19 protein-coding genes are annotated in these 25,634 nt (G+C 47.1%); 1 reads left to right on the top strand and 18 read right to left on the bottom strand.

Features of this window, described 5'->3' with window-relative positions; all coding sequences use genetic code 11:
- Positions 1-30: 30 nt before the first annotated feature.
- The 18 genes from tssM to dmeF all read right to left on the bottom strand — a co-directional run bounded on the left by tssM (position 31) and on the right by dmeF (position 23,246).
- Positions 31-3,534: a type VI secretion system membrane subunit TssM gene (gene tssM / locus OCV37_RS15595; RefSeq protein WP_211252089.1), complete on the bottom strand. Its 3,504-nt coding sequence runs from the start codon at positions 3,532-3,534 to the stop codon at positions 31-33.
- A gap of 61 nt (positions 3,535-3,595) precedes the next feature.
- The gene (gene tssA / locus OCV37_RS15590) at positions 3,596-4,999 is read right to left on the bottom strand and encodes a type VI secretion system protein TssA (protein ID WP_038184347.1); all 1,404 of its coding nucleotides are present in this window, start codon (positions 4,997-4,999) and stop codon (positions 3,596-3,598) included.
- Between the two features lie 8 nt (positions 5,000-5,007).
- Positions 5,008-5,700 (bottom strand): type VI secretion system-associated protein VasI, encoded by a 693-nt coding sequence (gene vasI, locus OCV37_RS15585; protein WP_038184350.1) that lies wholly within the window; start codon positions 5,698-5,700, stop codon positions 5,008-5,010.
- Positions 5,697-7,232, bottom strand: coding sequence for a sigma-54 interaction domain-containing protein (locus tag OCV37_RS15580; protein ID WP_038184352.1), 1,536 nt, complete (start codon positions 7,230-7,232; stop codon positions 5,697-5,699). The genes vasI and OCV37_RS15580 overlap by 4 nt, the downstream gene beginning before the upstream one ends.
- 2 nt (positions 7,233-7,234) lie before the next feature.
- Positions 7,235-9,931 (bottom strand): type VI secretion system ATPase TssH, encoded by a 2,697-nt coding sequence (gene tssH, locus OCV37_RS15575; protein WP_038184353.1) that lies wholly within the window; start codon positions 9,929-9,931, stop codon positions 7,235-7,237.
- A 21-nt stretch (positions 9,932-9,952) separates the two neighbouring features.
- Positions 9,953-10,726: a type IVB secretion system protein IcmH/DotU gene (gene icmH / locus OCV37_RS15570; protein ID WP_038184355.1), complete on the bottom strand. Its 774-nt coding sequence runs from the start codon at positions 10,724-10,726 to the stop codon at positions 9,953-9,955.
- 2 nt (positions 10,727-10,728) lie between these two features.
- Positions 10,729-12,063: a type VI secretion system baseplate subunit TssK gene (gene tssK, locus OCV37_RS15565; RefSeq protein ID WP_038184356.1), complete on the bottom strand. Its 1,335-nt coding sequence runs from the start codon at positions 12,061-12,063 to the stop codon at positions 10,729-10,731.
- A 5-nt stretch (positions 12,064-12,068) separates the two neighbouring features.
- Complete coding sequence (gene tssJ / locus OCV37_RS15560; RefSeq protein WP_084717516.1) at positions 12,069-12,566, bottom strand: type VI secretion system lipoprotein TssJ; 498 nt, start codon at positions 12,564-12,566, stop codon at positions 12,069-12,071.
- Complete coding sequence (tagH, locus tag OCV37_RS15555; RefSeq protein ID WP_038184683.1) at positions 12,566-14,164, bottom strand: type VI secretion system-associated FHA domain protein TagH; 1,599 nt, start codon at positions 14,162-14,164, stop codon at positions 12,566-12,568. Before tagH ends, tssJ begins: the two co-directional genes overlap by 1 nt.
- A gap of 2 nt (positions 14,165-14,166) precedes the next feature.
- The gene (tssG, locus tag OCV37_RS15550; RefSeq protein ID WP_038184360.1) at positions 14,167-15,183 is read right to left on the bottom strand and encodes a type VI secretion system baseplate subunit TssG; all 1,017 of its coding nucleotides are present in this window, start codon (positions 15,181-15,183) and stop codon (positions 14,167-14,169) included.
- Complete coding sequence (tssF, locus tag OCV37_RS15545) at positions 15,147-16,919, bottom strand: type VI secretion system baseplate subunit TssF (protein WP_038184363.1); 1,773 nt, start codon at positions 16,917-16,919, stop codon at positions 15,147-15,149. The genes tssG and tssF overlap by 37 nt, the downstream gene beginning before the upstream one ends.
- A gap of 3 nt (positions 16,920-16,922) precedes the next feature.
- On the bottom strand, positions 16,923-17,360 hold the full coding sequence (gene tssE, locus OCV37_RS15540) for a type VI secretion system baseplate subunit TssE (protein WP_038184366.1): 438 nt from the start codon (positions 17,358-17,360) through the stop codon (positions 16,923-16,925).
- A 1-nt stretch (position 17,361) separates the two neighbouring features.
- The gene (gene tssC / locus OCV37_RS15535; protein ID WP_038184369.1) at positions 17,362-18,837 is read right to left on the bottom strand and encodes a type VI secretion system contractile sheath large subunit; all 1,476 of its coding nucleotides are present in this window, start codon (positions 18,835-18,837) and stop codon (positions 17,362-17,364) included.
- A 55-nt stretch (positions 18,838-18,892) separates the two neighbouring features.
- On the bottom strand, positions 18,893-19,405 hold the full coding sequence (gene tssB, locus OCV37_RS15530) for a type VI secretion system contractile sheath small subunit (RefSeq protein ID WP_038184371.1): 513 nt from the start codon (positions 19,403-19,405) through the stop codon (positions 18,893-18,895).
- 252 nt (positions 19,406-19,657) lie between these two features.
- Positions 19,658-20,770 carry an SEL1-like repeat protein gene (locus OCV37_RS15525; RefSeq protein WP_051680764.1) on the bottom strand — a complete coding sequence of 371 codons (1,113 nt, stop codon included), beginning with the start codon at positions 20,768-20,770 and terminating at the stop codon, positions 19,658-19,660.
- A 55-nt stretch (positions 20,771-20,825) separates the two neighbouring features.
- Positions 20,826-21,110: a type VI secretion system PAAR protein gene (locus OCV37_RS15520; RefSeq protein WP_038184374.1), complete on the bottom strand. Its 285-nt coding sequence runs from the start codon at positions 21,108-21,110 to the stop codon at positions 20,826-20,828.
- A gap of 772 nt (positions 21,111-21,882) precedes the next feature.
- Positions 21,883-22,299, bottom strand: a complete 417-nt coding sequence (locus OCV37_RS15515; protein WP_038184377.1) for a MarR family winged helix-turn-helix transcriptional regulator — start codon at positions 22,297-22,299, stop codon at positions 21,883-21,885.
- Positions 22,300-22,328: 29 nt separating this feature from the next.
- A complete protein-coding gene (dmeF, locus tag OCV37_RS15510) occupies positions 22,329-23,246 on the bottom strand; it encodes a CDF family Co(II)/Ni(II) efflux transporter DmeF (protein WP_038184380.1) in 918 nt (305 codons plus the stop codon).
- A 287-nt stretch (positions 23,247-23,533) separates the two neighbouring features.
- On the opposite strand from dmeF, the gene OCV37_RS15505 reads away from it, so the two are divergent.
- The gene (locus OCV37_RS15505; protein ID WP_051680766.1) at positions 23,534-25,552 is read left to right on the top strand and encodes a methyl-accepting chemotaxis protein; all 2,019 of its coding nucleotides are present in this window, start codon (positions 23,534-23,536) and stop codon (positions 25,550-25,552) included.
- Positions 25,553-25,634 lie beyond the last annotated feature (82 nt).

Below are 25,634 nucleotides of genomic sequence, written 5' to 3'. Positions count from 1 at the left end.
GCCCGAAGGCACTCCGCAATTTGTTGAGTATTAATACAGGTTACCTGAGAGTTTGAATGATTTAAACAAACGCTGGGTAAACGGATTGACATCAGCTTCAGAGTTAATGCGATACACCATGTCACCGCCATCAACCGTAAACTTATAGTCAACCGAGGTTGTGCTCGCGGCCAGTACATCACCCGCATCCAGTAAGCGGAAGAATGCCCATGGCCCCTGAATAATAATACTCCGTGGCGACAGATTCGACTTGGTCGGAATCAGTGTGATTTTCGAAATTGCAGAATCACGCAGCGTATTCGGCCAAATCAGTTCGACGTTTTCTCTTGAACCATGACTGTATGACAAGAACTGTCCGTCAACATTGAGTACACTGCGACGTTTGTTACCTGTCAGGCGAATCGGCTCAATCGAGAAGCTCACATCCAGAACACCTTTACGGTTGAAAAATGCATCCTGAATTTGGCGTGCCCGCTCAATCTGCTCCAATACTTCAGATTTCACCACACTCTGGCCACTGTCCGCATCAGACAAGCCGACTTTCTCATCAATGAAGATCTTCAGCTGATTCTGATAGAAGCTATCTAAGATACCGTTCGGTGCGAAGAACTCTTCAAAGTCAGTCAATGATGCATCTTTGTTTGAGTTCGGATTGAACGGATAGCGATCCGCCAGTTTTTCACGGAAGACGCGATAAACGTCATCATGCCAGCGCACTTCCAGATATTTAACCGCTTCTTGCTTGATCACATACCAGCTTTCATCGGCCAGTTTGGTCAGAATGCGATCCAGTGGCGCCGGTAGTCCCGATGCCACCCGTCTGAGGGTATAGATCGGATCACCGTTCACCAGTTTCATTCTCGCCTTGGTCGCATTCAGCGCTGCCATTCCCATATCCGGTGAGGCCTGAATCCCTTTCAGATACAGCTTCAGCTCATCAATGGCGCCCATCACTTCGGTGATATAAGCAGGCTTGTCACCGACTGCGTCCAACATGCCGTTCAAATCAGCAAACGGGGTATCAATCATTGAAGCAACCCGGTATTTCGGTGATTTCAGCAGCTCACTTTGCGCTGAAGAATCATCCGGAATGCCCGCAATCATTTTGGTGTTGGCTTCCAGCGTTCTCAACAGGCGCTGGATCGGCTCGACACTACTGGTGATATTATCCAGTACGGTCACCGCATCGTTGATATCTTTGAAATATTTGATATCCACTTCTGCCAGTGCAGCACGCCAAGTCTTGGTATAGTCGGCGACATACAGTCCCCGGATTTTATCCCGCAGATCTTGTTTGTCCGCTTCACTGAACTCAGCAGAACGGTTTTGTCCCAGAACCCAGCCATCGATCAACGCCAGTTTCGATACTGATTCAACCTGTGGAATGAAGTAGTCTTCAAAGCCGCGTTTGGTCAGCATCTGTGGAATGTATAGCCCGTCGCCGTTCATGACGCGCTCATCGAAGACGAGGTCAAACACCGGCCCGACCAGATTACGCAGGTTCAAGGACGGACCAAGAACCGTCGGTGCATTCAATTTCAGGTTACGATAGACCCGCTGTTTGTTCGGCATTGCATTGAGTTCGGTCTGAACTTTAGTAATGGTCTGATCGTATGCCCCCATAATTTGCTCGGCATTCGGATCACCATTTTTCCGCGCCGTGGTTAGGTCGGTATGATCCATCGCATAGTCCAAGTGTCCCATCAGCTCTTCTTGCACTGCACGACGTGCCGGGAACTCTTTCTGCCAGTATTTACCGAAGTAATCCAGCACGATGTCTTTATAACGCCCTTCTTTGTCGGTCATCATCCGGTAGACCCGCAGCGCATCCAGCTTTTCAACTTCTGTTTTTGCTTCGTTCATGCGCACGACGACATCAGAAAGCAGGATCGGCAGAAAACGGGTTTCAAGCAGATTCAGATAAGTTTTCTCCACCATCGGCCCGATGGTGTGACCTTGATACAGACCCATATCTGAAAAATATTTCGACTTATTACGGAAGAAACCGAATTCCAGTGTGGCCTGACGAATTTTGTTGAGCGAGTCGAGCATATCGCGTTGCGAGGCCTGATAGATATTTTTCGGCAGCTCGTTTTTAAACTCGTTTACTTTGGTCAGTACCGCATCCGCATGGGCCACGTTAACTGCGTAGTAACGTTGCCACGCCCCAAACAGTAGCAGCGAAGCGATGGCACAGGTGACCCCCGACAACATCATCAGACGCCGTTTGCGTTTGGCAACCCGACGGTTGTCTGATGCCAGACCGGACTCGGCATAGATAATGTTGCTAAATAACTGCGAGGCAAAATAGACCGTCGAATTTTTTGCAATCTGTGCCCGGTTGATCGCATGGTCTAAGCCATAACGACGTGACGCCGCATCATCAAATGCATTGGTCGGCACACCTTGCTGGTACACCGAGGTAAAGTAAGCCCCGCGAACCACAGCAGACAGAGAATACTGGTCATTGCCCAAGGTTTCGCGGAAGAACTGGGTCAGGATATCTTTCAGCCCGGAAATCTGGCGGCTGAAGCTATACACACCGTGCCGTTCTTCCGCTTCCATCGGTACAGAGACCGCTTTCGGCAACATGTCGTTAATCGTTGACATGAACTGTAGATAATCACCTTCAAACTCTTTGAGCCAAGCGTCCTGATCATCATTCGGATTCAGCTGGAAGGTAAACCCTAACGCTTCTTCCCGTTCTGCTTTGGAATAGTGTCTGAAAAAAGGTTCAAAGCCATAAAGCAGATCCAGCTTGGTCAGTGCAATATAAACCGGTAGTTGGATGGACATGGTTTCCATCAGCTCGCGCAGGCGGGCACGCAAAATACTGGCATAAGCTTTTCGTTCAGAGGCTTTGGCGGTTGCCAGATGTGACACGTCCAGCGCCAGCACAATCCCGTTGAGCGGACGACGACTACGGGTACGCTCGAGCCATTCAACAAAGTGCTTCCATAAACGGCGTTCCATCTCACCGTCATTGTCTTCATCGCGATTGCCTTGCGTCAGCAGCTCACCATCGGGGTCAATCACCACGGCTTTGTCGCCGATCCACCAGTCAAATGAATATTGATTCTCACTGCGCTGACCGGAAGCACGCATCACTGAAGACAGGGTAAAATTCTGTCCGGAGCGGTTAATCAGACTGGTTTTGCCCGCATTTTCGAGGCCCAGAACCAGATACCAAGGCGAAGAGTAAAGAAAATCGCGCTTATTCTTCAGGCTCTTACGCATATTGGTAATCACCTGATTTAGCTCAACTTCCTGGCGTTCTTCCATTAACTTGATCGGATCCTGACGGAAGATCTCTTCTTTTTGCTGTTCAGCCTCGTAGCTTTGTAATTTCCGCCACTGCCAGAACCCCCAAATTGCGACGGCCAGCAAGAAGACCAGCAGGCTGGCAAAGAAACGCGCCGTGATCGTCGCCAGTGGTTTGGTGTCATAAATTGTGAGCCACGGGCCGGCCCACCAAATGGCAATATTAATTAAAATAAAGCTAATCAACAGCAATGCCGGTACCAGTGCTACCATACTCGGCATTAATTTTTTTAGCAGCCCGAAAATCTTTTTCAACATGGACGATATCCTTCGCTTACTCTGACGTTGAATATTTTTCTAATCGTTGCATGAGTGAGGGTTCCCACTCTGAAACACTTGCTGAACCCGCCTGACGGTACAAGGTCTGATATTGCTCTTCGGCCATGGCGGAAAAGCCATGTTCATTGAGCAAATCAGCAGACATCATCCGCCAATAAAATTTATCTCTGGGTTCGACCGCCTTTTCAAGGCCGCCATTAATCATGGAGAGAGCGACCGCAATGCCGGCTTCTTTTGCCAACATAAATGCTTCTTTACGCTTTTCCTGCCAGCTGCCGACCACCGAGGCTTGCGTGGTCGCCTGCTCTTGTTCTCCCAACCATGCATTGACTTCTTCTGGAACAAACGGTTGTCCGCCTTTAAATTTCAGTTCTTTTAATTTGGGCAAGCGCTCAAGAAAATATCCCGCTTCCTCCCGGATTGCCCGACACCAGTCCTTTTTATCGAGTGCCTGAGCAATTTGATAACTCATCATCTGCCCTTCAAACCAATAAGGCGCCATCGTCAGACTCTGTTCAATCTTGCGCCATAAAGACAAATCGGGACTGCGCATCAGATCCTGATAGTCTTTGACGCGGTCTTGCTGCATTGGCCGCAACATGGTTTCCCCGTCGGTATTGTGATCCGGTTCAGAGAGAATCCCAGACCATACCGCATGACGGCGCAAACGAATTGCCAGACCAATGCCTTGCTCTTGCTCTGCCAGAAATTCAGATACTTTTAACAGGGTCTGTCTGGCCGCTTTATCACTGGAACTGTCAACCGACAAGGTACTCGCGGGGCTGCTCGCTTCCTGCTGTGGCTGCGCTTTCGGTTTCTGGGCTTTCTGTTCTGCACGCTGACGCTCTTCTGCCAAGCGCATTTTTGAGCGAACGGTGTTGAGATATCCTGAAAAGTCTTCCGTCACCAAGCCTTTGCTTTCCACCGCCTGATTGAGACTCTCCAGCGCGCTTTCCAGATCGCTCATTAACTCGCCGGAAAAACGGTTGAAATCCAGTTTGTCGATCACAATCCCAAAGCGTTGGATGATCTGTCCAAAAAACTTACGGCGCGGCAGTGCACCTCGCGGCCCCGGTGCCGGATAACTTTCTTCCCAAAACAGCGAGACAAAATCCGCCCAGATAAACAAGGATAAGTTGAACCGGGCCGGTGTCACCTGATGATGTAAGCACTGTAAGAGATAAACCAACAGTTTGATATCTTTTGATTTTTCTTTGAGTAGTTTTAAAACACTGTGCTCAACTTCTTCCCACTGCACACTGGCATGGGACAGTGAACCGACCTTCATCATCTGATCTTCAACAAAATCAAATAATGAATCGTCAATCAGACGATCACCGACCGGATTTTCTCCCGCAATCGGTGTGGTAATGCACGGGCGATATTCAGATAGTTCCATAATTTCTGCTACCAATCACAACGTGTTCTTAACGGCTTGAGTGCTTCGCTCAAACCCGAGGTGTCAAAAGTCAGGCCATCAACCACCTTTGAATTAGAACGCAACACCGTATTGTCCTGCCCGGACATAATCTTCATCAGAGTAATGGCCGGCATACCGCGTCCCGAGGAGAGTAACAAGCCGGCATCATCACTACGCCAGTATTGTGTTTCCCGCTGGATGGTGACTTTAGCCCTTGCATCAGGAATCTCACTCGGCATAGCCAGTTCAACCCGGCTGATCCGGTGAATACAACTCATCATTAACACCGGTTTTTTGTCATCCGCAAACCGGGACGCAGGATTGGATGCCAACAGAATCAGCCATGCATCATCCCCTTGTTCGGTCAGATGCATCATTTTGCCATCGCCGAGTTTCGCCAGTGAATCCATCGCATGTAACCACGACTCAGATGCACCGACTTTTTGCTCTTCGATAGGCTTCAGATGCAGCGGGGTTTCGAACACCCGGTCAAAACAACGTAATCTTTCCAGACGCTCTGCAACACTGCGACACTGATTTGCCTGTTCAACTAACTGCTCGGATTTAGATAAAACCGGCAGTTTCGGCATTTGAGGATCGGTTGCAGCAGTCGCTGCAACCGCAGGAAAGAATATCAGTGTCGCCAGACGCATAACTGAGCGAGAAATTCCTAATTTCATGGCGCTTTAATCTCCAGTTTCTGGCATTTGTAAGCCAGTGTCCGTTTGGGTATCCCCAAGCTTTCAGCTGCTTTGGCACGGTCACCGGAAAACAATCGCAGGCGCTCTCTGATGATTTTTGACTCAAAATCCTGAATCGCCTGTTTGAGATCTTTAATCACAGTGCACGACTCCGGCTCTTCAACCTGAAACAGATTGACCTCTTCGCGAGGCAGAATCCGGTGAATAAAACTACTCACCTGAACTTCATGACCGTCTTGCGTTTGTGCACATCCAAACTCGATTAAATGCTTCAGTTCCCGCACGTTGCCGTTAAAGCTGTGCTGTTTCAGGCAATCAATCGCTTTATAATTCAATCCACGGATCTGGGTCCCGTGTGAATCGTTAAATAACTGAACAAAATGCTGACTCAATAACGCAATATCATCGATGCGTTCGGTCAGACACGGCACCGTAATCGGATATTGAAACAGTCGGTAATAGAGATCTTGACGAAATGCTTTCTGACGAACCTGACCCAAGAGATTAACGTGCGTTGCAGACACCAAACGAAAATCAGATGTCTGCTCTTCTTTACCACCAACCGGACGGAAGGTACGCGTTTCAAGCACCCGCAGCAGCTTGGCTTGCAGCACCAAAGGCATATCGCCGATTTCATCGAGGAATAAGGTGCCGCCATTGGCCTGTGCGATCAGCCCCTGTTTATCGGCTTCAGCGCCGGAAAAAGCCCCTTTGCTATAGCCGAATAACTCACTCTCCAGTAAATTTTCCGGAATCGCAGCACAGTTGATTGCGATAAACGGCTGATTAGCCCGTTCAGACAGGTCATGTACGGCCTGCGCCACCAGCTCTTTCCCGGTTCCCGTATCACCCTGAATCATGACCGATAACTGAGAGCCGGCCGCACTGACAATCTGCTCTCTGAGTTTGACCATTGGCTGACTCTGCCCGACCAGTGTCTGAGACAATGTATCGGTCAGACGTTGCTGTTGGCGGGCACGTTCAACATCAAACAGTGATTCGCGCAGATCGCGCTGATTCTGCTCTTCCCGTTCAATATCGGTCAGCAAAGCCCACTGTTGGCTGAACACATCCACATAACGACAAAAATCGTCATCAGAAAAAATCTGCTGCAGATGATCCGCTTCACCCACCATAAACAGCACGGTCTTGACGACATCCTGATTGAGGGGCAGCGGGACGATGCGGACAACGTCAAACAAACCGACCGACTCAGTCAACTGGACAAAAGCCCGGTTCGACTGCCAAAACACCAGACTGTCTAATGACAACGCCATCGGTTTTGAGGATTGGAGCACGTGGGCAAACGGACAATCAAAATCCGTCACCGACCAGACCATCTCCAGATCGGACCGATGGGGGACTAGTGTCCGCCCATCAGCGCTGGGGACAAGCAATAAGCAAGTATCAAGATCCAACTCACGTGAAACCGTGTCGATAAAAAGCGTCGCAAGTTGCTGCGGCTTTCTGATACCGACAAGATCGGTCGCGTAAGTTAACCAGCGGTTCATCGTTATTCGACCTCACCGATGAATTCACCATCCACCGCAGCCAGATAGACGCGGTTAATCGGTTCGCGCTGTGCAAGTTTGTTCAGTAGTGCCAGCGAGACTGGTGGTAACAGTTGCCCTTCGATAATCGCTTCCAGCATCCGCGCACCATTCTCTGAACGGGTCGCCCGGGTCAGGATTTCCTCGATCAGTGAATCGGCAATCTCAACTTCAGCGCTGTAACGCTCTTGGAACAGTTTTTCCAGACGAGCCAGTTTTGCCTGTACGATTTCAGCCAAGACTTCTTTGTTCAGCGGTAAGTAAGGAATCACTTCCATCCGTGCCAGCAACGCCGGTTTAAAGAATTCAGCCAATTCCGGATACAACCGATCAGCAATGATTTTCGGCTCATCTGCATAGTCCACAATGGTCTGATAACCGAGGTTCGACGTCAGGAAGAACACCACGTTCTTACAGTCGATCACCCGACCTTCCCCATCAGCCAGCTCACCTTTATCAAATGCTTGATAGAAGATATTCAGCACTTCAGGATGGGCTTTTTCAACCTCGTCCAGCAACACAACTGAATACGGCATTTTACGAATCGCTTCGGTCAACACACCGCCTTCACCGTAACCGACGTAACCCGGAGGTGAGCCGATCAGACGCGAAACCGTATGTTTCTCCTGATATTCAGACATATTGATAGTCGTCAGGAATTGTTGACCGCCGTATAGTTGTTCGGCCAACTGAATCACGGTTTCCGTTTTACCGACCCCACTTGGCCCTACCAACAGGAACGCGCCTTTCGGACGGCCGGGACGACGCAGGTCAGCACGCGCTGTCAACAGGTGGCGGTGCACCCGTTCAATCGCAGTATCCTGACCTTTGATGGCTTCGCCTAAAATAGACGTCAGGTGGGTAATTTTGTGCAGTTCATCAGTGTTCATCTGATCTACAGGCACACCCGTCCAGTCCGCAATGACTTCTGCAATCTGGTCCGCATCGACTTGTGGGTAAATCAGACGCTCACGATGCGGAATGGCTTCAAGGGCTGCATATTTTTCTTTCAGCTCGATTTTCAGCGTTTCCATCAGTTCTTGCGGAGATTGCTCGACGGTAACGTCTTGGCCTTCAACCAATTCATCTAAAACTTCAAATGAAGCCGCTTCAACCGGCTGAGCAACGGCTTCAGCTTGTTGTAACGACAGGGCGATCAGCTGTGAACGCAGTTCAATGATGGTTTCAACCAGTTCTTTCTGACTTTCCCAGCTTTCAAGCAGAGTTAATTTTTCTGCCTCGTCGGCCTCTTCCTGAGCGCGCAGCTCATCGAGACGTTTGACATCATTTTCACTACCGAGGAACTGCGCTCTTTCCAACATGTCGATTTCGAGCTGACGCTGATAGCAGTTGGTTTCTAATTGCGCAAGACGCTTGGGTGGCGTGGTCAGATGAATCGCAATCCGGGCACAAGCGGTATCTAATACGTCAATCGCTTTATCCGGGAGCTGACGACCTGAAATATAACGCGCCGACAGTTCTGCGGCCGCTTTCAGAGCTTCATCCGTGATCAGCACATGGTGTGCTTTCTCATAGACACTATTGAGACCACGCAGGATATCAACCGCCTGATTGATGCTCGGCTCTTCCAGTTTGACCAGTTGGAAACGACGGGTCAGTGCCGGATCTTTTTCAAAGTATTTTTTGTACTCTTTCCAGGTTGTCGCTGCGACGGTACTCAGTTCGCCACGCGCCAGTGCCGGTTTAAGCAAGTTGGCCGCATCAGCGCCGCCTTCCTGATTCCCCGCACCGATCAAGGTATGTGCTTCGTCAATGAACAGGATAATCGGTGACGGCGATGATTTAATCGCATCGATCACACCTTTGAGACGCTTCTCGAATTCCCCTTTCACTGAGGCTCCGGCCTGAAGCAGACCTAAGTCAAGCGCCATGATATCGACATTTTTCAGTTGGTCAGGCACGTTGCCCGCTTCGATACGCAGCGCAAGGCCCTCAATCATGGCACTTTTACCCACACCGGCATCACCGACCACAATCGGGTTGTTTTTACGACGACGGCACAGAATGTCGATCATCAGATTGATTTCATTTTCACGGCATAATACGGGGTCAAGTTCACCACGACGGGCTTGTTCACTGACATTTGAACAATATTTTTGCAGCGGTGTGGTTGCTTCTGTCAATGGTGATTTAGCGCCCCGCTTCTCTGCGGTTTTTTCAACTGCGGTTTCTGAAGAATCTGCAACAACCGCAGCGAAGTTTTTCTTCAGAGTTTCCCGGTTGATGCTTTCTAACAGCGAAATCAAGCGCACCGGTAAATAGCGGTCTACGCGAGTTAACGCCGCCAAGAAGATCGCGCCAGAACGGAGTTCGTGTTGGTCCAGTTCAGTCGTCGACAACAGCCACGCTTCCTGAAGCAATTCAACCAATAACGGAGAAAATGCCGGATAGGTATCCAGTACATGCTCGCGTGTGTACGAGCTGGCGATCGCCTGTTTGACACTCTCAAAATCAATGTTGGCCTGCTTGAGGATGACACGGATATCTGACAGTGGATTTTCCAGTAATACATCAAGGTAGTGCTCTAAAGTCACTTCCGGATGTTGACGTTCAATACATAAAGAAGCTGCCTGCTCAAGCGCCAGCTTACTTTGTTGATTTAATTTTGAAATAAGAGTGGGTAATTCAATTCGGATCACAGCGATCACCTAGCCTAAAGATTAATTAAGAAGTTGACTTAACTGGTTCACAACGTCAGCAGATTTCTCATGCAATAACCATGTGTAACCCAGAAAGATCCCGCTCCAAAGCAGGAAGAATCCAAGAAAAACCGACCAAACCGGTAGTTGACGATTGAGGCGGTACTTGGCATCGACGATATGTTGATTCGCTTGGTTAAGCGGTGGAATTTTTTTCTCTTCAAGCGCTGCCAGCATATCGTATAAGTGACTGATCACTCTTTCGCGCTCGTTGTGACCATTTTCCATCACGCGATACTTGCCTTCGAAGCCGAGGATCAGACAGTGATAGATAAATTCCAGCAGCAATTTGTAGCGTTGCGGTTCACCTTCCAGACGCGCCAGAATGGTATAAACCTTTTCGCCACCCCAAGTTTCATTATGAAACCGGGATAGCATGGAGTGGGATGCCCAGATGCTGGAAGAGCCCCATTCGGTCCCCATGACAGCTTCATCCAAAAAGGTACACAAGATGTATCGATAAGCCATCAATACCGCGTTATCAAACCCTTTTTCGGTCAGTTCGATCTCAATCGCTTTGATCTCTTCAACCGTCTGATGATAGATCTGTTCAATGTTCGGACAACTGGTCATGCTCCGGACCCGGAGTGACAGACCAAATAACGGGGTCGCTGCATCAATCAGGACATTGGGGTTATCCCCCCGTAACTGGAACCAATAATCTTGGTCCCGGTTGATATTTTCCACATTATCAAACAGTAGGTTGTCAATGTGTTCACCCGTATTCTGCACCACAATTAACTCCTTATCGCCCAGAATTGTAAGTCAAGGTCTTCAAATGCCGCTGCCACATGGAAAGCAAAGCCGCTGGCTTGTTTGATCATTGACCAGGCTGCACTGGATTTATCAAGCTGATAATAGGTATAACCCGCATGGTAAGGGAGCTGACGCGGCGCAACAGGCAGCGGCGTCAGAGGAATACCCGGCAGTTGGAGAGAGATCAGCTCTCTGATCTTCTCAACGGAAGCGACTTTAGTCTGCTGGACAAATACACGACGCAACTCGTCCAACGGCATTCTCGCTTTCACCGCAATAATAAAGTCGGCATCTTCCATGAGGTTCGTGTCGTGGATTGGCGCCACCATGAGGCCGTACTTCCGTTTATCCAGTTGGATAGAGACCGCACGAGGCTCAAGCACCACACTCAGACTCTGTCTCATATGACGAATCAGCGTCATAAAGCAGTCGGTTGGCATGTCGTGGTTATACACAGGAATGGTCGGTGGCAGACGACTTTCATCCGTAAAGGTTGCCAGCTCACCACAAATTGAGGCCAGACATTCAAACAACCGCTCTGGATGCAAGGTCCGAAGCTTGGATAAATGTTCAATCAACGGCTGCAAACGGTTCAGGGCCTGTAACAGCATAAAGTCAGACACATCCGCAACGGCACCCTGACCGGGAGAGCTAATCCGCTCCGCAATGCTTTTGGCCCGTTCATTCATCAAGCCGGCAATTTCAGTCACAACCCGGTGCAGCGTCACGTTGACAGCAGAGTTGAGATGACAGGGGATAAATTCAGGATCCAGCACCAGACTGCCGTCCGGGCGCTTTTCCAGAATCCGGGCAATGGCGAATGAGGCATAAGAGCTGCGATCTTCTTTCTCCAGCATCAGATGCATGCGCACCGGAGAGACATCAATCGTCGTGGTGTCGCCTTGTCGGCTCTGCACATCGCGGACATCCATCCGGCGGCTTTCATAACGCCCGGTGCCCCGCTCTTCCGGCCAACTGACCTCGAGCAGCGACTCCGTCCGCAATGGCAATGCCAGATAGACCAGCTGCCCTGCCAGTGATGCGTCTTCGATCTCCAGCGGATCCGGCAGGGAATCTTCCTGCGGTACATTAAAGACCGTCCCGTCAGGCATAACGCCCGATAAACGTTCAATTGCAATCCGGCCGAATGCCAGATATTCCGGATTTAATGCCAGCTCAGAGATGCCGTACAGATAGCCACTGACAGAATTCATCCGTGCATCAACATAGTATTCTGTATATCGTTGTTGTTGTTGGAAATGCTGAGGTTTGATAAACAATCCTTCGTTCCAGATAACACGGTTACGTGCAAACATCTCGATTATTCCACTTTTTCTAATTTAACATCGTAGTCTTTGAACAGCATCAGCATGTGATACTCCCGGCCTTTATTCAGGACTTTGACCGCTTTCTTCCATTCACTCAGCTCAGGTTCGGCAAAATGCGCCATCACGCCGATATAATGCGTCTCCGGAGACACTTTGAATGCGTTGACAAACTTAAACTGGCCGGGCATCAGCATGTAATCGTAATCTCTGACAAAGTTACTGCGCAGTGCCTTTTTATAGCTGGCTTTGATGGTGTCATAGTCAGCTGACATGAACATGGAATCGTCCTCCAGCTCAAAGACCTGCACCTCAACCGGTGATGCTTCTCCCCAAATATTGGGGTTGACACCCGCATCGGTCACCATACTGAATGTCACTGTTGTCGGAGCTTCTGCCGGATTATATTCATCCGCCGGGGGGCTACTGCTCCCACTGCTGCACGCAGTGAGCATGAGCAAAGCGAATAAAACACAAGCAAACTTTTTCACAATCAGAACTCCAGTTGCTTCTCACGGATTTTCTTGTCGTAAGCCTGTTCGAAGATTTCCCAGAACAGCTTTTCAAACCCTTTTTGACGGTTCGAGGTCAGTTCCTGATAGTAGCTGCTGTACATATTCCACGCCCACGCATCTTCGGAGTCACTACGCTGTTCATTCGGGCGCTTATAATTATTAAAACGACGCAGGAGGACCTGAGGTGAGAATGCCGCCAGAATCTGGCTCAGCGCTTCTGTCGTCGCATACTGAACCGCTTCATTATGATCCTGAATGCTTTTCAGGCTCTCGGTAATCGCGGCTGGCGCTGACAGGTGAACCAGACTCTTTTGCGAGTCATACATGGTTTTCATGGTCTCTTCATAAGACAAGCCCAACCGTAGCGGGTTATCTTCAATCGGCTGAAGATTGCGGTTCATCATATCGAAACGGCCATGATTCACCTGCTTGTGCAGATCCAGTAATCCTTTGACACATGCCTGAAGCGACAGGCCCAGCTCTTCGGAAAGGAAGTGCATTTTCTCCATATCATGACTATCGGTCAGATCGACTCCCAGACCATCCAACATCGGGCCAGTCAGCAGATGTTTTCCATGATGATTTGTGCCAACAGACTGTTCTGATGTCGATGACATGCTTTTTGCGACTTCTTCTTCGAGTAGATCGAGTACGTTCTCATCCATCCCATAGCCCTCTGATTCGTTGTTCTCTGATTGATAATCGACTGATCCATGACTCACAGATCGGTTGTGCACAGATTGATTGTCTGGCGCATCGGTATTGTTACTACGCGTGGTACTGTGATTTACGGTACTGTGATTCACGGTACTGCTACTGCGCGTATTGGCAGGCGCGGCCTGCGCGACATCTGATTTGGACTTTCTGCCCAATTTAAGCGCCCCGAATCTGAAAATTTTCTTCAGACTAATCGAGGCGGTCATATCGTATTCACCATTTTCTTGCTGCGTCTCCTGTAATGGACGCTGGTAGTATTCTTCCGCCGCCAGTAAAGGTTGCTCCTGAGCTTCCTCTTCTGCGCGGGCTTCTTCTTCGTCCCCGTCGATCAGCACATTGCTGTCGTCTTTGTTCTGGGGCGACAGTTCATCCAGTGCCATGAGCGGATCAATCACACTGTGATCGACTTCATCGCTCCGGTGTAAAGTTGCGGCTTCTCCGTCATCGTCGGCTAAAAGGCTGTGCCGGTCATCGTCAAATAACTGCTCCAGCACGTTGCTTGATGCAATATCATCTTCACCGTTGTTGCCGAGATGGACTCGCAGGGAATAGGGCCCCACTTGAATTTCATCTTTGTTTTCCAGCCGGGCTAATTTGTTGCGGCCCAGTGGCATCGATGAACCATTCACATAAGTTTCACCGCAGTTATCACGGACACAAAAAGCACCGTCGACGACCTGGATTTCACAATGATTGGGGGAAATCGCCCCATTCTTGTCTGTGAGAAGCCAGAAACTATCTGCCGCCGTTCCGATTGTTCCCCCCGCAGGCGTCCAAGTCGTCCGCGAGGTCAAACCGGACTCCAACACCTGAACATTGGTAACAATGATATTGAGGGAAGGCTGCTTACTCTGAACCATCATTATTGCCTCACCTGAATTAACACGTTTTTCTCACGCTCACCGGAGCCAAGAAACGAATACCAGCCCAAAGCCACACTATCCTGAGAGTCCAGTCGCAGGACGGGAACTTCTTTCTCATCCATGCAGAGCTCAAGGTCATAAGCCATCTGCTCACGCAACACGAATTCCACCAATTTACACAGCGGTTGAAACTCCTTACCGATCGGCAGAAAGTCTGCAAACCGCTGGCGTGACAACCCTTTAATACAAATCACAAACTTACCGTTGCAATCCATCACCGACTCACCGATGACAGTGTTCATCCCTAAGTTGCCATTCTGCTGACCCAGACTGAATTGCTGAGACGGGTCAATCATCACTCTGCGCTTTTCCCACTGTCGGATACTGACATCTTCCAAATCAAAACAGTGGGCAATAATCCCGGCAACCACTTGCGGAGACCGACTTCGTCCGGCTAACACACCGGCATAGGCCAGCATCTTGCACCAGTTGATCGGTGTATCACCTCTCAAATCAGGATCAGCCAGTCCGACTAATGCAAATAATTGCTGTGAAAACAGATCCTGTGCGTCATCCTGAAAACGAACGTAATAACGATATTTGCGCCAGATCCGATAAACCAGATTGATCAGGCGGTTATTGAAAAAATCCAAAAAAGGACGTTTGAATCCACCCGGTTCTTCGGTCACCAACTGTTCAAGAATGAAACCCGGCAACGGAGACTGTGATCCGGTCAACCCAAAAAAATTAGTTTGTAAAATCAAATGCTCGTCATCGAACTGGGTCAAATCTGTCACGTCAGCAGGCGAGAACCCCAAACTGGGATTCGCACTGAATATCAGGCGACAAACTCTTTCCCAATCTTCATCTTCCGGATTTGAGTGCTGAAGTTTTTGTAGCAATTCCACCAACTGGAAGAAATTGTACGACCTCACCTTATCCGGTATTGGTATGAGCGCTTGTTCTTTTTGAGCTGAATCTAGATCAGCGGCTGCATCCCTGTCCGGGTTCCCCATGAGTATTTCTCGTTATTACTGACGTTGACCAAAATCAGTTCATGAAATGAATTGATGTTGGCATACAAAGCAAAAAAGTGGCTCAACACCCGACCGAACAGATAAAGATCACCTTCGGAGCCAAAACAGCTCTGATCAATATGAATCTCGGATTGCAGACCACGTACCGGAAGCCCTCTTAATAATTTATCTATGGGCTTCGATTCGATTTTGATAATGCCTTCCAGACGTTTTTTCGCCACACGCTCGGCCTGACGGTCTACCAGTGCCCGGAAGTCATAAGTTCTGAGTACACTGCTCAGTGCATCTTTTGAAAGCAACGACAGGTAGTTCAAAGATAAATTTGAAATCAACCCCCACAGCAGGCTGCCATCCAAAACCGGACGTAACGGCTGAGTCGGGGCCGTAATATTCTTGAAGGTCACATAATCGGGCGAGGTGTCCGTCGATTGACAAATATCCCCGACGCCGAGCTCAATCGGTAACAGCCGATTGGTACAAGTGAGCTGGATCGAAATCGCTTCATCGACATTGACCGATAACGTTTCATCCCCGCGGATAAACGAAATAAAGGTATCGAAGCCATCATTACGCTGGCTGTCTTTGACGCGTGAACGGTAGTAAAGCACCTCACGCTGTCTGGCTCTTTCTACCTGATGCTGAAAACTTTCAAACGGGTGATAAACGCGTTTTTCACCGCGAATCCGTTGACTATCTTGTGTTTTATCCTGCCAGCCGAATACCCCATCAATACTGAACACTTCATAATGGGACGGATAACGACTCGACGGGATCACGCGGTATTCAGACTGCTTACCGGTCAAGTCAATCGGATCAGCATCATGTTCGAACAGGTTAATAATCGGCACACAGTAGAGCTGGAAGCTACTCTGATTAATCCGAACATCGGTCGGCAGCGTTTTTGAAAAATGAATGCGAAGTGTCATTTTGCCGCGGACAGATTTCGGCAATACTTTATCCAGTTCACCAATGTCAAAGAAGTGGAAAGCCTCTGGGAATGACAGATATTCTTGCAGAATCCGATACCCTTCATAAACATTCTTCGGGTATGGCAAGAGTGCGTCTTCACCGGCAAATCCGACCGACTGCAATGCATTGCGCGGAATACTAAATTCAGTCCCATTGACGTCAATCACCATTTTATCCAGATGATGATGAAGCCACAGGTAGAGCATCTGCGCGCTATAAATTTCGCCGCCGAGATAAAAACGCAGGCTATCGACCAGCGCTTCGCCAACTGACATCTCACCTTTCATTGCCAGATTGATATCAACGGTACTCGATTCCCGCGTATGGTGAGAGGTAATGTCCTCGATCACTAACGGGTAAACCGCGACGTCACGACAGGTTCGGAAATGACATACCGTGCCCAGCACTTTCTCGGAACTATCCAGTTGGATACCGGCGCGGACAATCTGCTTTTCACTGACTTTCGATTCCGGCTGAAACGCAACAATACTCATGCTAGGAACAGGCCGAAGGTAGTTCGGCCATAGCATATTAATAATCGAATGCGTTAACTCAGGAAATTCATCTTCAACTTTTTCACGCAAGCGTGCTGTCAGGAATGCAAAGCCTTCCAACAGACGTTCAACATCCGGGTCGGTCACCTGACCGTGAAGAAAACGAGAAAGCTGGGGATGAATTTCAGTGAAACGCTTCCCCTGCTCTTTCAGAAATGAAAGTTCTTCTCGAAAGTACTTATCTTGTGCCATGCATCAATACACTCGATATTGACGATTCTGATCCAATAACAGATTCAGTTTGACCGTTTCATGAACAGCACTACTGTTCACCTCAGCCGTGATCCGAAATCTCAATGATAATGGGTTCAAATCGTCTCTTTCTGACGTCACCACAATCTCTTTCAACCGTGGCTCATATTTTCTCAGACAGTCCTTAATCGCCATGCGGATTCTGACAGCTAAATCAAGGGTTTCCAGTGTTGCATCGTTAAAGTCAACGAGCCCCAGCTCAGGTGCGCTCTGCGCTTCTCCCAGCCGGGTATTCAGAACATTGGAAACGTTCCGCTTGATCGAATTAAGCACATCGTTTGCATCTGGTCCTTGGGTCATCGACCGAGGTCTTTCGCCGGCTTCTAAGCGTTCAAAGAAGCCGACGCCAAATGCAACCTCTTCAGGCGCAATATAAGACATATTACTGATCTAAACGGCCAACAAGTGACAGTTCGAAGTTCGCACCCATGTACTTGAAGTGTGGACGAACCGCCAGAGATACTTGGTACCAACCCGGGTTGCCTTCCACATCAGATACTTCGATGCGTGCAGCACGAAGTGGGCGACGGCTACGAACGTCTGCTGGTGGGTTTTCCTGATCCGCAACATATTGCTTGATCCAACCATTCAGCTCACGCTCAAGATCCTGTCTCTCTTTCCATGAACCAATCTGTTCGCGTTGCAATACTTTGATGTAGTGCGCCAAACGGTTGATGATCATCATGTAAGGGAGCTGCGTACCCAACTTGTAGTTAGTTTCTGCTTCTTTACCTTCTTTCGTATTCGGGAAGACTTTTGGCTTCTGAATCGAGTTGGCAGAGAAGAATGCTGCGTTGTCGCTGCCTTTACGCATGGTCAGGGCAATGAAACCTTCTTCAGCAAGTTCAAATTCTTTACGGTCAGTGATCAGCACTTCTGTTGGAATCTTCGCTTGTAAAGCACCCATGGTTTCAAAAACGTGAACAGGCAGATCTTCAACCGCACCACCACTTTGAGGACCAATGATGTTCGGACACCATCTGTATTTCGCAAAGCTGTCAGTCAGACGCGTTGCAAATGCAAAGGCGGTGTTACCCCACAGATAATGTTCATGAGATTCACGGACACTTTCTTGGTAGTTAAACGTTTTGATTGGGTTTTCGATTGGATCATAAGGCACACGCAGCAAGAAACGTGGAGCAGTCAGACCCAGATAGCGTGCATCTTCAGACTCACGCAGAGAACGCCACTTGGTATACTTCGGACTTTCGAAGATCGATTTCACGTCTTTGATATTAGGAAGTTCTTCAAAAGAGTCAATACCAAAGAATTCAGGACCAACACTTGAAATGAACGGTGCATGAGCCATTGCGCCAAGCGCACCCATGTATTGCAGTAGTTTCATATCTGGCGTTGATGGCGTAAACGCATAGTTACCGATCATCGCACCTGTCGGTTCACCACCAAATTGGCCGTAACCGGAAGAATAAACCTGCTTATACAAGCCTGATTGAGAGATTTCTGGTGCAAACTCAAAATCTTCCAGCAGCTCTTCTTTAGTGACGTGGATGATATCAACTTTGTTGTTTTCTCTGAAATCGGTACGGTCGATGAACAGCTTCAGTCCACGCCATGCAGATTCCATTTGTTGGAATTTTTCATGGTGCAGGATCTCATCCATTTGCGCACTGATTTTTTTATCCAGCTCAACCAGCATTTGATCAACCAGTGATTTGTTGACCGGTTCTGATTCCTGGCTCGAACCAATCAGGTTTTCGATAAACGCGGCAACACCTTTTTTCGCGATATCATAACCTTCTTCATTCGGCGCAAGACGTGTTTGAGCCATAATTTCATCTAACAGGCTGAGTTCACCAGCCTGGGGACTTTCTAGTACCGTTTCTTCTGTAGCAGACATTAATCAAGTTCCTATGACAATAAGTTAAAAAACACCAAAAGTATTGCGTCTATCGTTACTCTTGAGGTTCTTTCTCTTCAGACCCGCCGACAATATCCAGTTCAGCAAGGAGCTTTTCACGCGATTCTTCAGATGCAATCAGTGCTTGTAAGCGCTCTCTGAATGCAGGGATATTTCCTAAAGGACCTTTCAAAGCAACCAAGGCTTCACGGAGTTCGATCAGCTTATTCAATTCCGGAACCTGAGCCGCAACTGAATCAGGAGCAAAATCTTGCAACGACTTGAAGCTCAGTTCGACGGGTAACTCAGCATCAGGATCATCACTTAATTTATTTTTTACAGTTGCGCTGATTGAGAGGTTACTCTCACGCATCACTGATTCGAAGTTGTTCTTGTCAACTGAAACAGATTGACGATCCTCAACCGGTGTTTCTTCCGTATGACCCTTGAAATCACCAATCACTAATGTTTTGAGTGGTAATTCAATTTCGGCCTGTTGATCCCCGGTTGCAGGAACATATTTAATATTAATGCGCTCTTTCGGAGCGACACTACCTTCTTTAGACATATCAAGTCTCCAATACCTATGCCAATTGTCGTTGCTTGCGTATATTCATTTCACCAGCAAAATGGTATCTAAGCAGAAAATAATATTCTGACTCAGATATGAGAACACGAATAACATTCGCATCAATTAAATAAATGAAAAAACCACTTATTTAATAATGTTTTCAAACCGATAAGATTACACTTAAATTCAACCAATTATTCAATTCCCCTATTTTATTCGTGGGAATAAATAAAAAACACGCTGTCTTATTTATAAATCCCAATAAGTGTCGTGATTATAAAAGGTTACCTTTTCTTTATAAGTGTCTGTAATACTTTGAGAACGCTCAATATCCGGAGGCGTCATCTCATTGGTAATATCAACAAAAAACTGTTCCATTGATTTATGTAAACTTGTCAGACGATCACTACCGGCATAATCCAGATAGAGTTCAGAATAAGCACGGGCTTTAATTAAGTCTTCATCCACAAACCGATAAGATGGGGCTTCACCTGCATATATTTTCGCCACAACCGCCAGAGATGTCAGGTCACCGGCATCCAGTGCCCGCTGACGCCATTCAAAAGCTTTCTTAAAATCACCGCGACCTTCATAGAGTTCAACACATGCTTTCATCGCCGGAATAAAATGATGTTCTGCTGCATGACGATAGTTGGTGTAAATACCAGTCGAAAAACGCGTCTCGGTATATAACTGATTGATATCATTGAGTGAACGTCTGGAATTATCCATCCATGCCAGCGGATAGCTATAATCCATCGCTCGTTTTAAGTAGTACTCAGACTGTTCGGGATCCGTTTTTTCATAATAAAGAGACAGATAGTAAGCAGCCTTTGCGGGTTGCGTTGCTGCGAGCCTGACTAAGCCATCATGATAGCGTTTTTGCCATGACTGCCGAATCGTCGTACGCAACCAAGTTCCACGTTGAGACAAGTAATTCATCGCGTGGAGATTACCCAGATTAGCCGCCTGCTCGACATACTCTCTGACAAGCCGTGGGGTGCGGATAGTCGGGTTATATTCCGACAACTCTATCGCATATAAATAAGCAGCATCCGCATCGCCTTTGTCGGCAGCATATTGCAGATAATGTCTTGCTTCTTCATTTTTAAACTGTGCGCGCAGCAAACGCCCTTTCTCATAAGCCTGAGCAGGCGTCAAAAATTTAATATCGTAATCATACTTTTGCTGATTATCTGCCTGCTGATCTGATTCTGGCATCTGAATCGAGACACGATTCAAGTTTCCATCAGCAATATCTTCTCTATTCGCTGTGGCACTTTTGCCAGTTGTAATCGTTGTGCCATATGGGTTTTCATCAATTGTTACCGCGGCCTCAGGATTCACAACATCATCTGCCATGACAACACTGCTACAAGAGCCGCATACAATAGCACTGAGCAAAAATGCTTTGTTTTTAGCCGATATTAACACTGCTACCACCTTGTAAAGCACCGCCACAACTGATCGGGTCACCAGCACGGGCTGCGGGCTTTCCATCAACCATTACCGTTCCTGAACCTGCTGCAATAGAGCGTCCATGAGGTGGATGTTTCGGCTTATCATGTGGTGCAAGAGGATCACCTTGCCGAGCCGCAGGAATACCATCGTATTTAACGGTCCCTGACCCTGCAGTGACAGGAGTAGGAGGAAAGCCATCATGATCAGAACCTGTATTACCTACAACGATTCCGTTTCCCATATTATGCCTCTGTTGTTAGCTGATAAAAGTGTAAATCAATACAAAACCGGTTGAAAAACAACCAAATTTTGTCGGCAACTACTTAGAATCTATCTATTTTATTTATTCTTGCCGGTTATTTTTTATTCGACTGGGCAATATCTTGCCTAGCTCAAGCAATATATTGCCTGATTGGTGAAATAATTTTCTCTTATATTGACAAAATAATCTAGTGCAGCATATCTAAAAACATTTTTATTATTTAATAAATTTTCGTTTACCGCACAAGATCACAAAACGCCCCATTCTCACATGTCAAACAGATTACATTTATGATAAACACCGATAATTTACATAGAATTTTCACAAAAAAATTTTCATTTTGACAAAAAAAATGTACAATAGTCGGTTTTTCGATAAAAACACCAATAATTTTGTTGAATTAAATAAAAAAAATAAGTGATTTCACATATAATAAGATCATAAAAACATGACATTGATTCCATTTTTAATCCAATTCAGATAAATATTTTTTTATTTCACTCAGATAAAAATATGCAACATCCTTATTTTCATCCATGATATTTCGGATATTTAATCATCGGTATATTTAAAATGCTTAAATTATATTCACTCAATCTATAGACTGGTCATATCAGTTCATCATGAACTCGTCATACCAGCTCGCTGGATAAAAAAGAAAGGAATAACAAAGTACGTAAAGAAATAAGGATCGCGTGATGCAATCCGTTCAGCTTCTCTCCTCAAAAGAGAAGTGAACATTGGAAGTCAATCAGAACTCTTGATTGATTTGTTTCAGGATTGAGGTCAGTGCATATCGGGTTTCTGAATCCAAATTTTTAGTCAATTCTTCAGTCAGAGAAAGATGCAACTGATTATGCTGACGAAAAATCTGTTGGCCGGATTCAGTCAAATCAACCAGAATCGAACGGCGATCCGTTTCGTAGAAGTGCCGGGCAACCAGACCGAGTTTAACCAATTTGTCGATCTGAACCGTTAAGGTTCCTGTCGTGATCCCAAGCCGATTTGCCAGATCTTTCATTTTCATTGCGCCGTGGCTACCCAACACTTCCAGCGTATGAATTTGCGCCAGAGAATAACCCGTGCCTTTGACAACCGAAAGTTCCCAAGATGACATCTTGTCGTAAAACTCCGTCAAAAGATTATTCAGCTCGTTCAGCGATGACATTTTTACCTCACATATGGTCAACATCACAATCAGATATGATTGACTTCAATCGTCAGGTGGTGAATTTTACCAAACTCTGCCAGTTGACGTTTAAAAAAACCCGGACTTTGCATATCACGCACATTCAAGCATATTGATGCAGCAAAATGATCAGCACTGACTCGCCAGATATGCATATCCGTGACATCCGCATCCAGTGCCTCCAACTTCTGCAACACTTGCGCTGCATAGTGACGATCAATACTTTCATCTAATAAAACGGGGGCAGTCTGTTTCATTAAGCGGATCGCCCAGCGAGTAATCACAACGGCACCGACCATTCCCATTACCGGATCCAACCAAACCCATCCCAAAAATTTACCAATCAACAACGCAGCGATCGCAAGAATTGAAGTCAGTGCGTCAGCCAAAACATGCATATAGGCTGCATTCAGGTTGTGATCATGATGGCTATGATGGTCATGGTCATGGTCATGGTCATGGTCATGGTCATGGTCATGGTCATGGTCATGTAACAGAAAAACACTGACCACATTCACCAGCAAACCAATAGAAGCCACGATCATTGCTTCGGTAAAATGGATTTGAACGGGATCAATAAAGCGATACAGTGATTCGAACAACATCACGATTGCGACTAATCCCAGTCCAACAGCGCTGGAATAACCGCCGAGCACACTCACTTTCCCGGTTCCATAGCTATATTTACGACTGTCTTTATGCTGACGGGCATAACGATAAGTAAACAGGGTGATACAAAAAGCGGCCGCATGTGTCCCCATATGCCAGCCATCTACCAGTAGTGCCATCGAACCATAGACGCTCCCGGCGATAATCTCGATAACCATGGTGACAGCGGTTAGCAGTAAAACGTAGTAGGTTTTCCGCTCATTGTTTGGATTGAAGCGAGAAAATACATCGATATGAGAACAGTGGGGTGCACGCATAATATACCTTGATTATCAAAATTTACTTAATTCATAATATTTGATAATCAAACTAATTGCCAAACCTATTTAACCAGTCCTCTTACCTCTCGAAATCAGTCATAATGTACTTGTTTTCATATCGAGATCTTATCCATACTATTTGTATTGTTTTTTATGCATCCTGTTTATAATATTTCGGCTGTTTACGTACGATAAAAATAAATCCAATTAACAGATATGCACTCAAGATATGCACATAATAATTATGTAGACTTTTCCGGAATCCTAACAGGCGGAGTGGCTTTATGTTTAACCTATCCTGGCGAAATGCCTCCAAAAAACCATCCTTACATCATGAACCTCCAGTCAAGGTTAAGGCAATCACCAGCCATGAGATTGGTGTCAATCAATTAAAAGAAATGAGTTTTCATGGCAGTACAACTACGCTTGTTCTCGCTTATGTGTCTCCACACCTTCCTTTTGAAGCCATTTCAAGAAAGTTAAAAGAGGCGATGCCTTTCGCAAAACATATCGTCTCGGTGATGAGTGCCGGTGAGTTGGGAGGCCGGGGTAAAAAGGGGCTCTATCATGCTGCCCCGGAAAGCTGGGACAACATTGTCATCCAAAGCTTTAGCGAACAGGCATTTGCAGCGATATCCATTGCACAGGTCGGGCTCCATTGTGAAGATATCAAAAGTGGTCAAATCAAACTCAGCCGCCAAGACCGAATCAAACGCATTCAGGATGAAATCAAAAAAGTGACCCTTGATTTCCCCGTCAGTTACCTCGATACCGTCGCACTGACATTCTTCGATGGCCTGTCTTCTTCTGAAAATTTCTTTGTACAAGCCCTCTACCAATCTGATTGCTTCCCCTGTTATTTCATTGGCAGCTCAGCCGGTGGCAAACTGGATTTTGGTCAGGCCGATGTTGCCTTAGACGGAAAAATCCTGACCAACAAAGCCTGTCTGGTCTTTGTGAAACTGGCCCCGGCAATTCGATATGGCATTTTAAAAACCCACAACTTTGAAGCGACCTCAACCCACTTTACGATTGCCGAAACCAATGCAGCAACGCGCACGGTCAAAACATTCCTCGATGAAACGAACATGACACTCCAGTCACCACTATCGATGTTATGCCAACACTTTCGCTGTCCCCCGGCCGAACTGGAATCACAGCTCGAACACTATAGTTTCGGAGTGAAAATTGGCAATGAAACATACATTCGCTCCATTGCCAATATTAACTATGAAGACGAAACCATTCATTTCTTCTGCGACTTTTCATTCGGTGACAAACTCTATCTGATGAAGGCAAAAGACTTCTCCGGTTCAATCCAGCGCGATTATGCCGCATTTCAGCGCGGTAAACCGCGAGAGCCTATTGCGATGCTGGCAAACGACTGTATCCTGCGTCGCTTGCATAATGGCCCCTCGCTCTCAGCCGTGCATAATTTTGATCATATCCCTGCGGTTGCCGGGTTCAGTACCTTCGGTGAATTTTTGGGACTCCATCAAAATGAGACCCTGACAGCGCTTTATCTTTATCAAGTGCATGAAGGTGAGTCATTTCACGATGAATACACCAATAATTTCCCGATTTACTACAGTCATTTCAAAGCCTACTTCTTACAAAATGAATTGCACAGCTTGAAGAAAGTCGCCTCACTGCAGCAGTCCACCATCCGCGACTTGTTCCGCTATAAAGAATTATTAGGTCGCATGCTCCAAAGCTTACAGAGCGTCGCATCCTACGCCAAGGATACCTCAGACGTCCTGCAAAAAGTTCAGACTCAGTTTGCCGGGCTATCCGGTGAAGTGAAAAAACAGACGGAGCATAGTCAGGAGCTCCAGCAGTATGTTGAAACCTTAAAAACCAATTCAAACAAAATTCAGGATATTCTGGATGTGATTGATGGGATAGCCGAGAGAACCAACCTGCTGGCACTCAATGCGGCTATTGAAGCAGCCCGGGCGGGGGAACAAGGACGCGGGTTTGCCGTGGTTGCCGATGAAGTCAGAAACTTATCCAAAAATACTCAGGAAAGTCTCAGTTCTACCGGCGAAACAGTGAATAATCTCTATTCTTCAATTGATGCCATCAAAGATGTCATTGAAACCACCGTCGCACTGATGGAGCACGTCAATCACTCTTCACTGGGTTTGCATGAGGAAATGGGCAAGATGTTAACCTTGTCCAGCGAAGCCTCTTCCAGTATTGAAGAGAGCATCCATGATATCAATGAGGTCCAGTCTGAACTGGCACAAATTGATCAGAATGTTCTGACCATCACCCGGTTAACCGAATCTCAAGCTCAGTAATTCTGCCGGATACGACACCATTTCTTTGATGAAAGAGAAATGGTGTCTGCTTCATGGACACACAAAAATATCATTCCCCCGC

Source organism: Vibrio rhizosphaerae, from assembly GCF_024347095.1.
In the GTDB taxonomy this organism is placed as follows: Bacteria; Pseudomonadota; Gammaproteobacteria; order Enterobacterales; family Vibrionaceae; genus Vibrio; species Vibrio rhizosphaerae.
This window is presented reverse-complemented; position numbering and strand designations above follow the sequence as displayed.

What these genes read in the sequence shown, in the direction of transcription:
- tssM (WP_211252089.1), bottom strand. Translation starts at nt 3,534, where the DNA reads ATGGTAGCACTGGTACCGGCATTGCTGTTGATTAGCTTTATTTTAATT.
- tssA (WP_038184347.1), bottom strand. Translation starts at nt 4,999, where the DNA reads ATGGAACTATCTGAATATCGCCCGTGCATTACCACACCGATTGCGGGA.
- vasI (WP_038184350.1), bottom strand. Translation starts at nt 5,700, where the DNA reads ATGAAATTAGGAATTTCTCGCTCAGTTATGCGTCTGGCGACACTGATA.
- OCV37_RS15580 (WP_038184352.1), bottom strand. Translation starts at nt 7,232, where the DNA reads ATGAACCGCTGGTTAACTTACGCGACCGATCTTGTCGGTATCAGAAAG.
- tssK (WP_038184356.1), bottom strand. Translation starts at nt 12,063, where the DNA reads ATGTTTGCACGTAACCGTGTTATCTGGAACGAAGGATTGTTTATCAAA.
- tagH (WP_038184683.1), bottom strand. Translation starts at nt 14,164, where the DNA reads ATGGTTCAGAGTAAGCAGCCTTCCCTCAATATCATTGTTACCAATGTT.
- tssG (WP_038184360.1), bottom strand. Translation starts at nt 15,183, where the DNA reads ATGGGGAACCCGGACAGGGATGCAGCCGCTGATCTAGATTCAGCTCAA.
- tssF (WP_038184363.1), bottom strand. Translation starts at nt 16,919, where the DNA reads ATGGCACAAGATAAGTACTTTCGAGAAGAACTTTCATTTCTGAAAGAG.
- tssE (WP_038184366.1), bottom strand. Translation starts at nt 17,360, where the DNA reads ATGTCTTATATTGCGCCTGAAGAGGTTGCATTTGGCGTCGGCTTCTTT.
- tssC (WP_038184369.1), bottom strand. Translation starts at nt 18,837, where the DNA reads ATGTCTGCTACAGAAGAAACGGTACTAGAAAGTCCCCAGGCTGGTGAA.
- tssB (WP_038184371.1), bottom strand. Translation starts at nt 19,405, where the DNA reads ATGTCTAAAGAAGGTAGTGTCGCTCCGAAAGAGCGCATTAATATTAAA.
- OCV37_RS15525 (WP_051680764.1), bottom strand. Translation starts at nt 20,770, where the DNA reads ATGGCAGATGATGTTGTGAATCCTGAGGCCGCGGTAACAATTGATGAA.
- OCV37_RS15520 (WP_038184374.1), bottom strand. Translation starts at nt 21,110, where the DNA reads ATGGGAAACGGAATCGTTGTAGGTAATACAGGTTCTGATCATGATGGC.
- OCV37_RS15515 (WP_038184377.1), bottom strand. Translation starts at nt 22,299, where the DNA reads ATGTCATCGCTGAACGAGCTGAATAATCTTTTGACGGAGTTTTACGAC.
- dmeF (WP_038184380.1), bottom strand. Translation starts at nt 23,246, where the DNA reads ATGCGTGCACCCCACTGTTCTCATATCGATGTATTTTCTCGCTTCAAT.
- OCV37_RS15505 (WP_051680766.1), top strand. Translation starts at nt 23,534, where the DNA reads ATGTTTAACCTATCCTGGCGAAATGCCTCCAAAAAACCATCCTTACAT.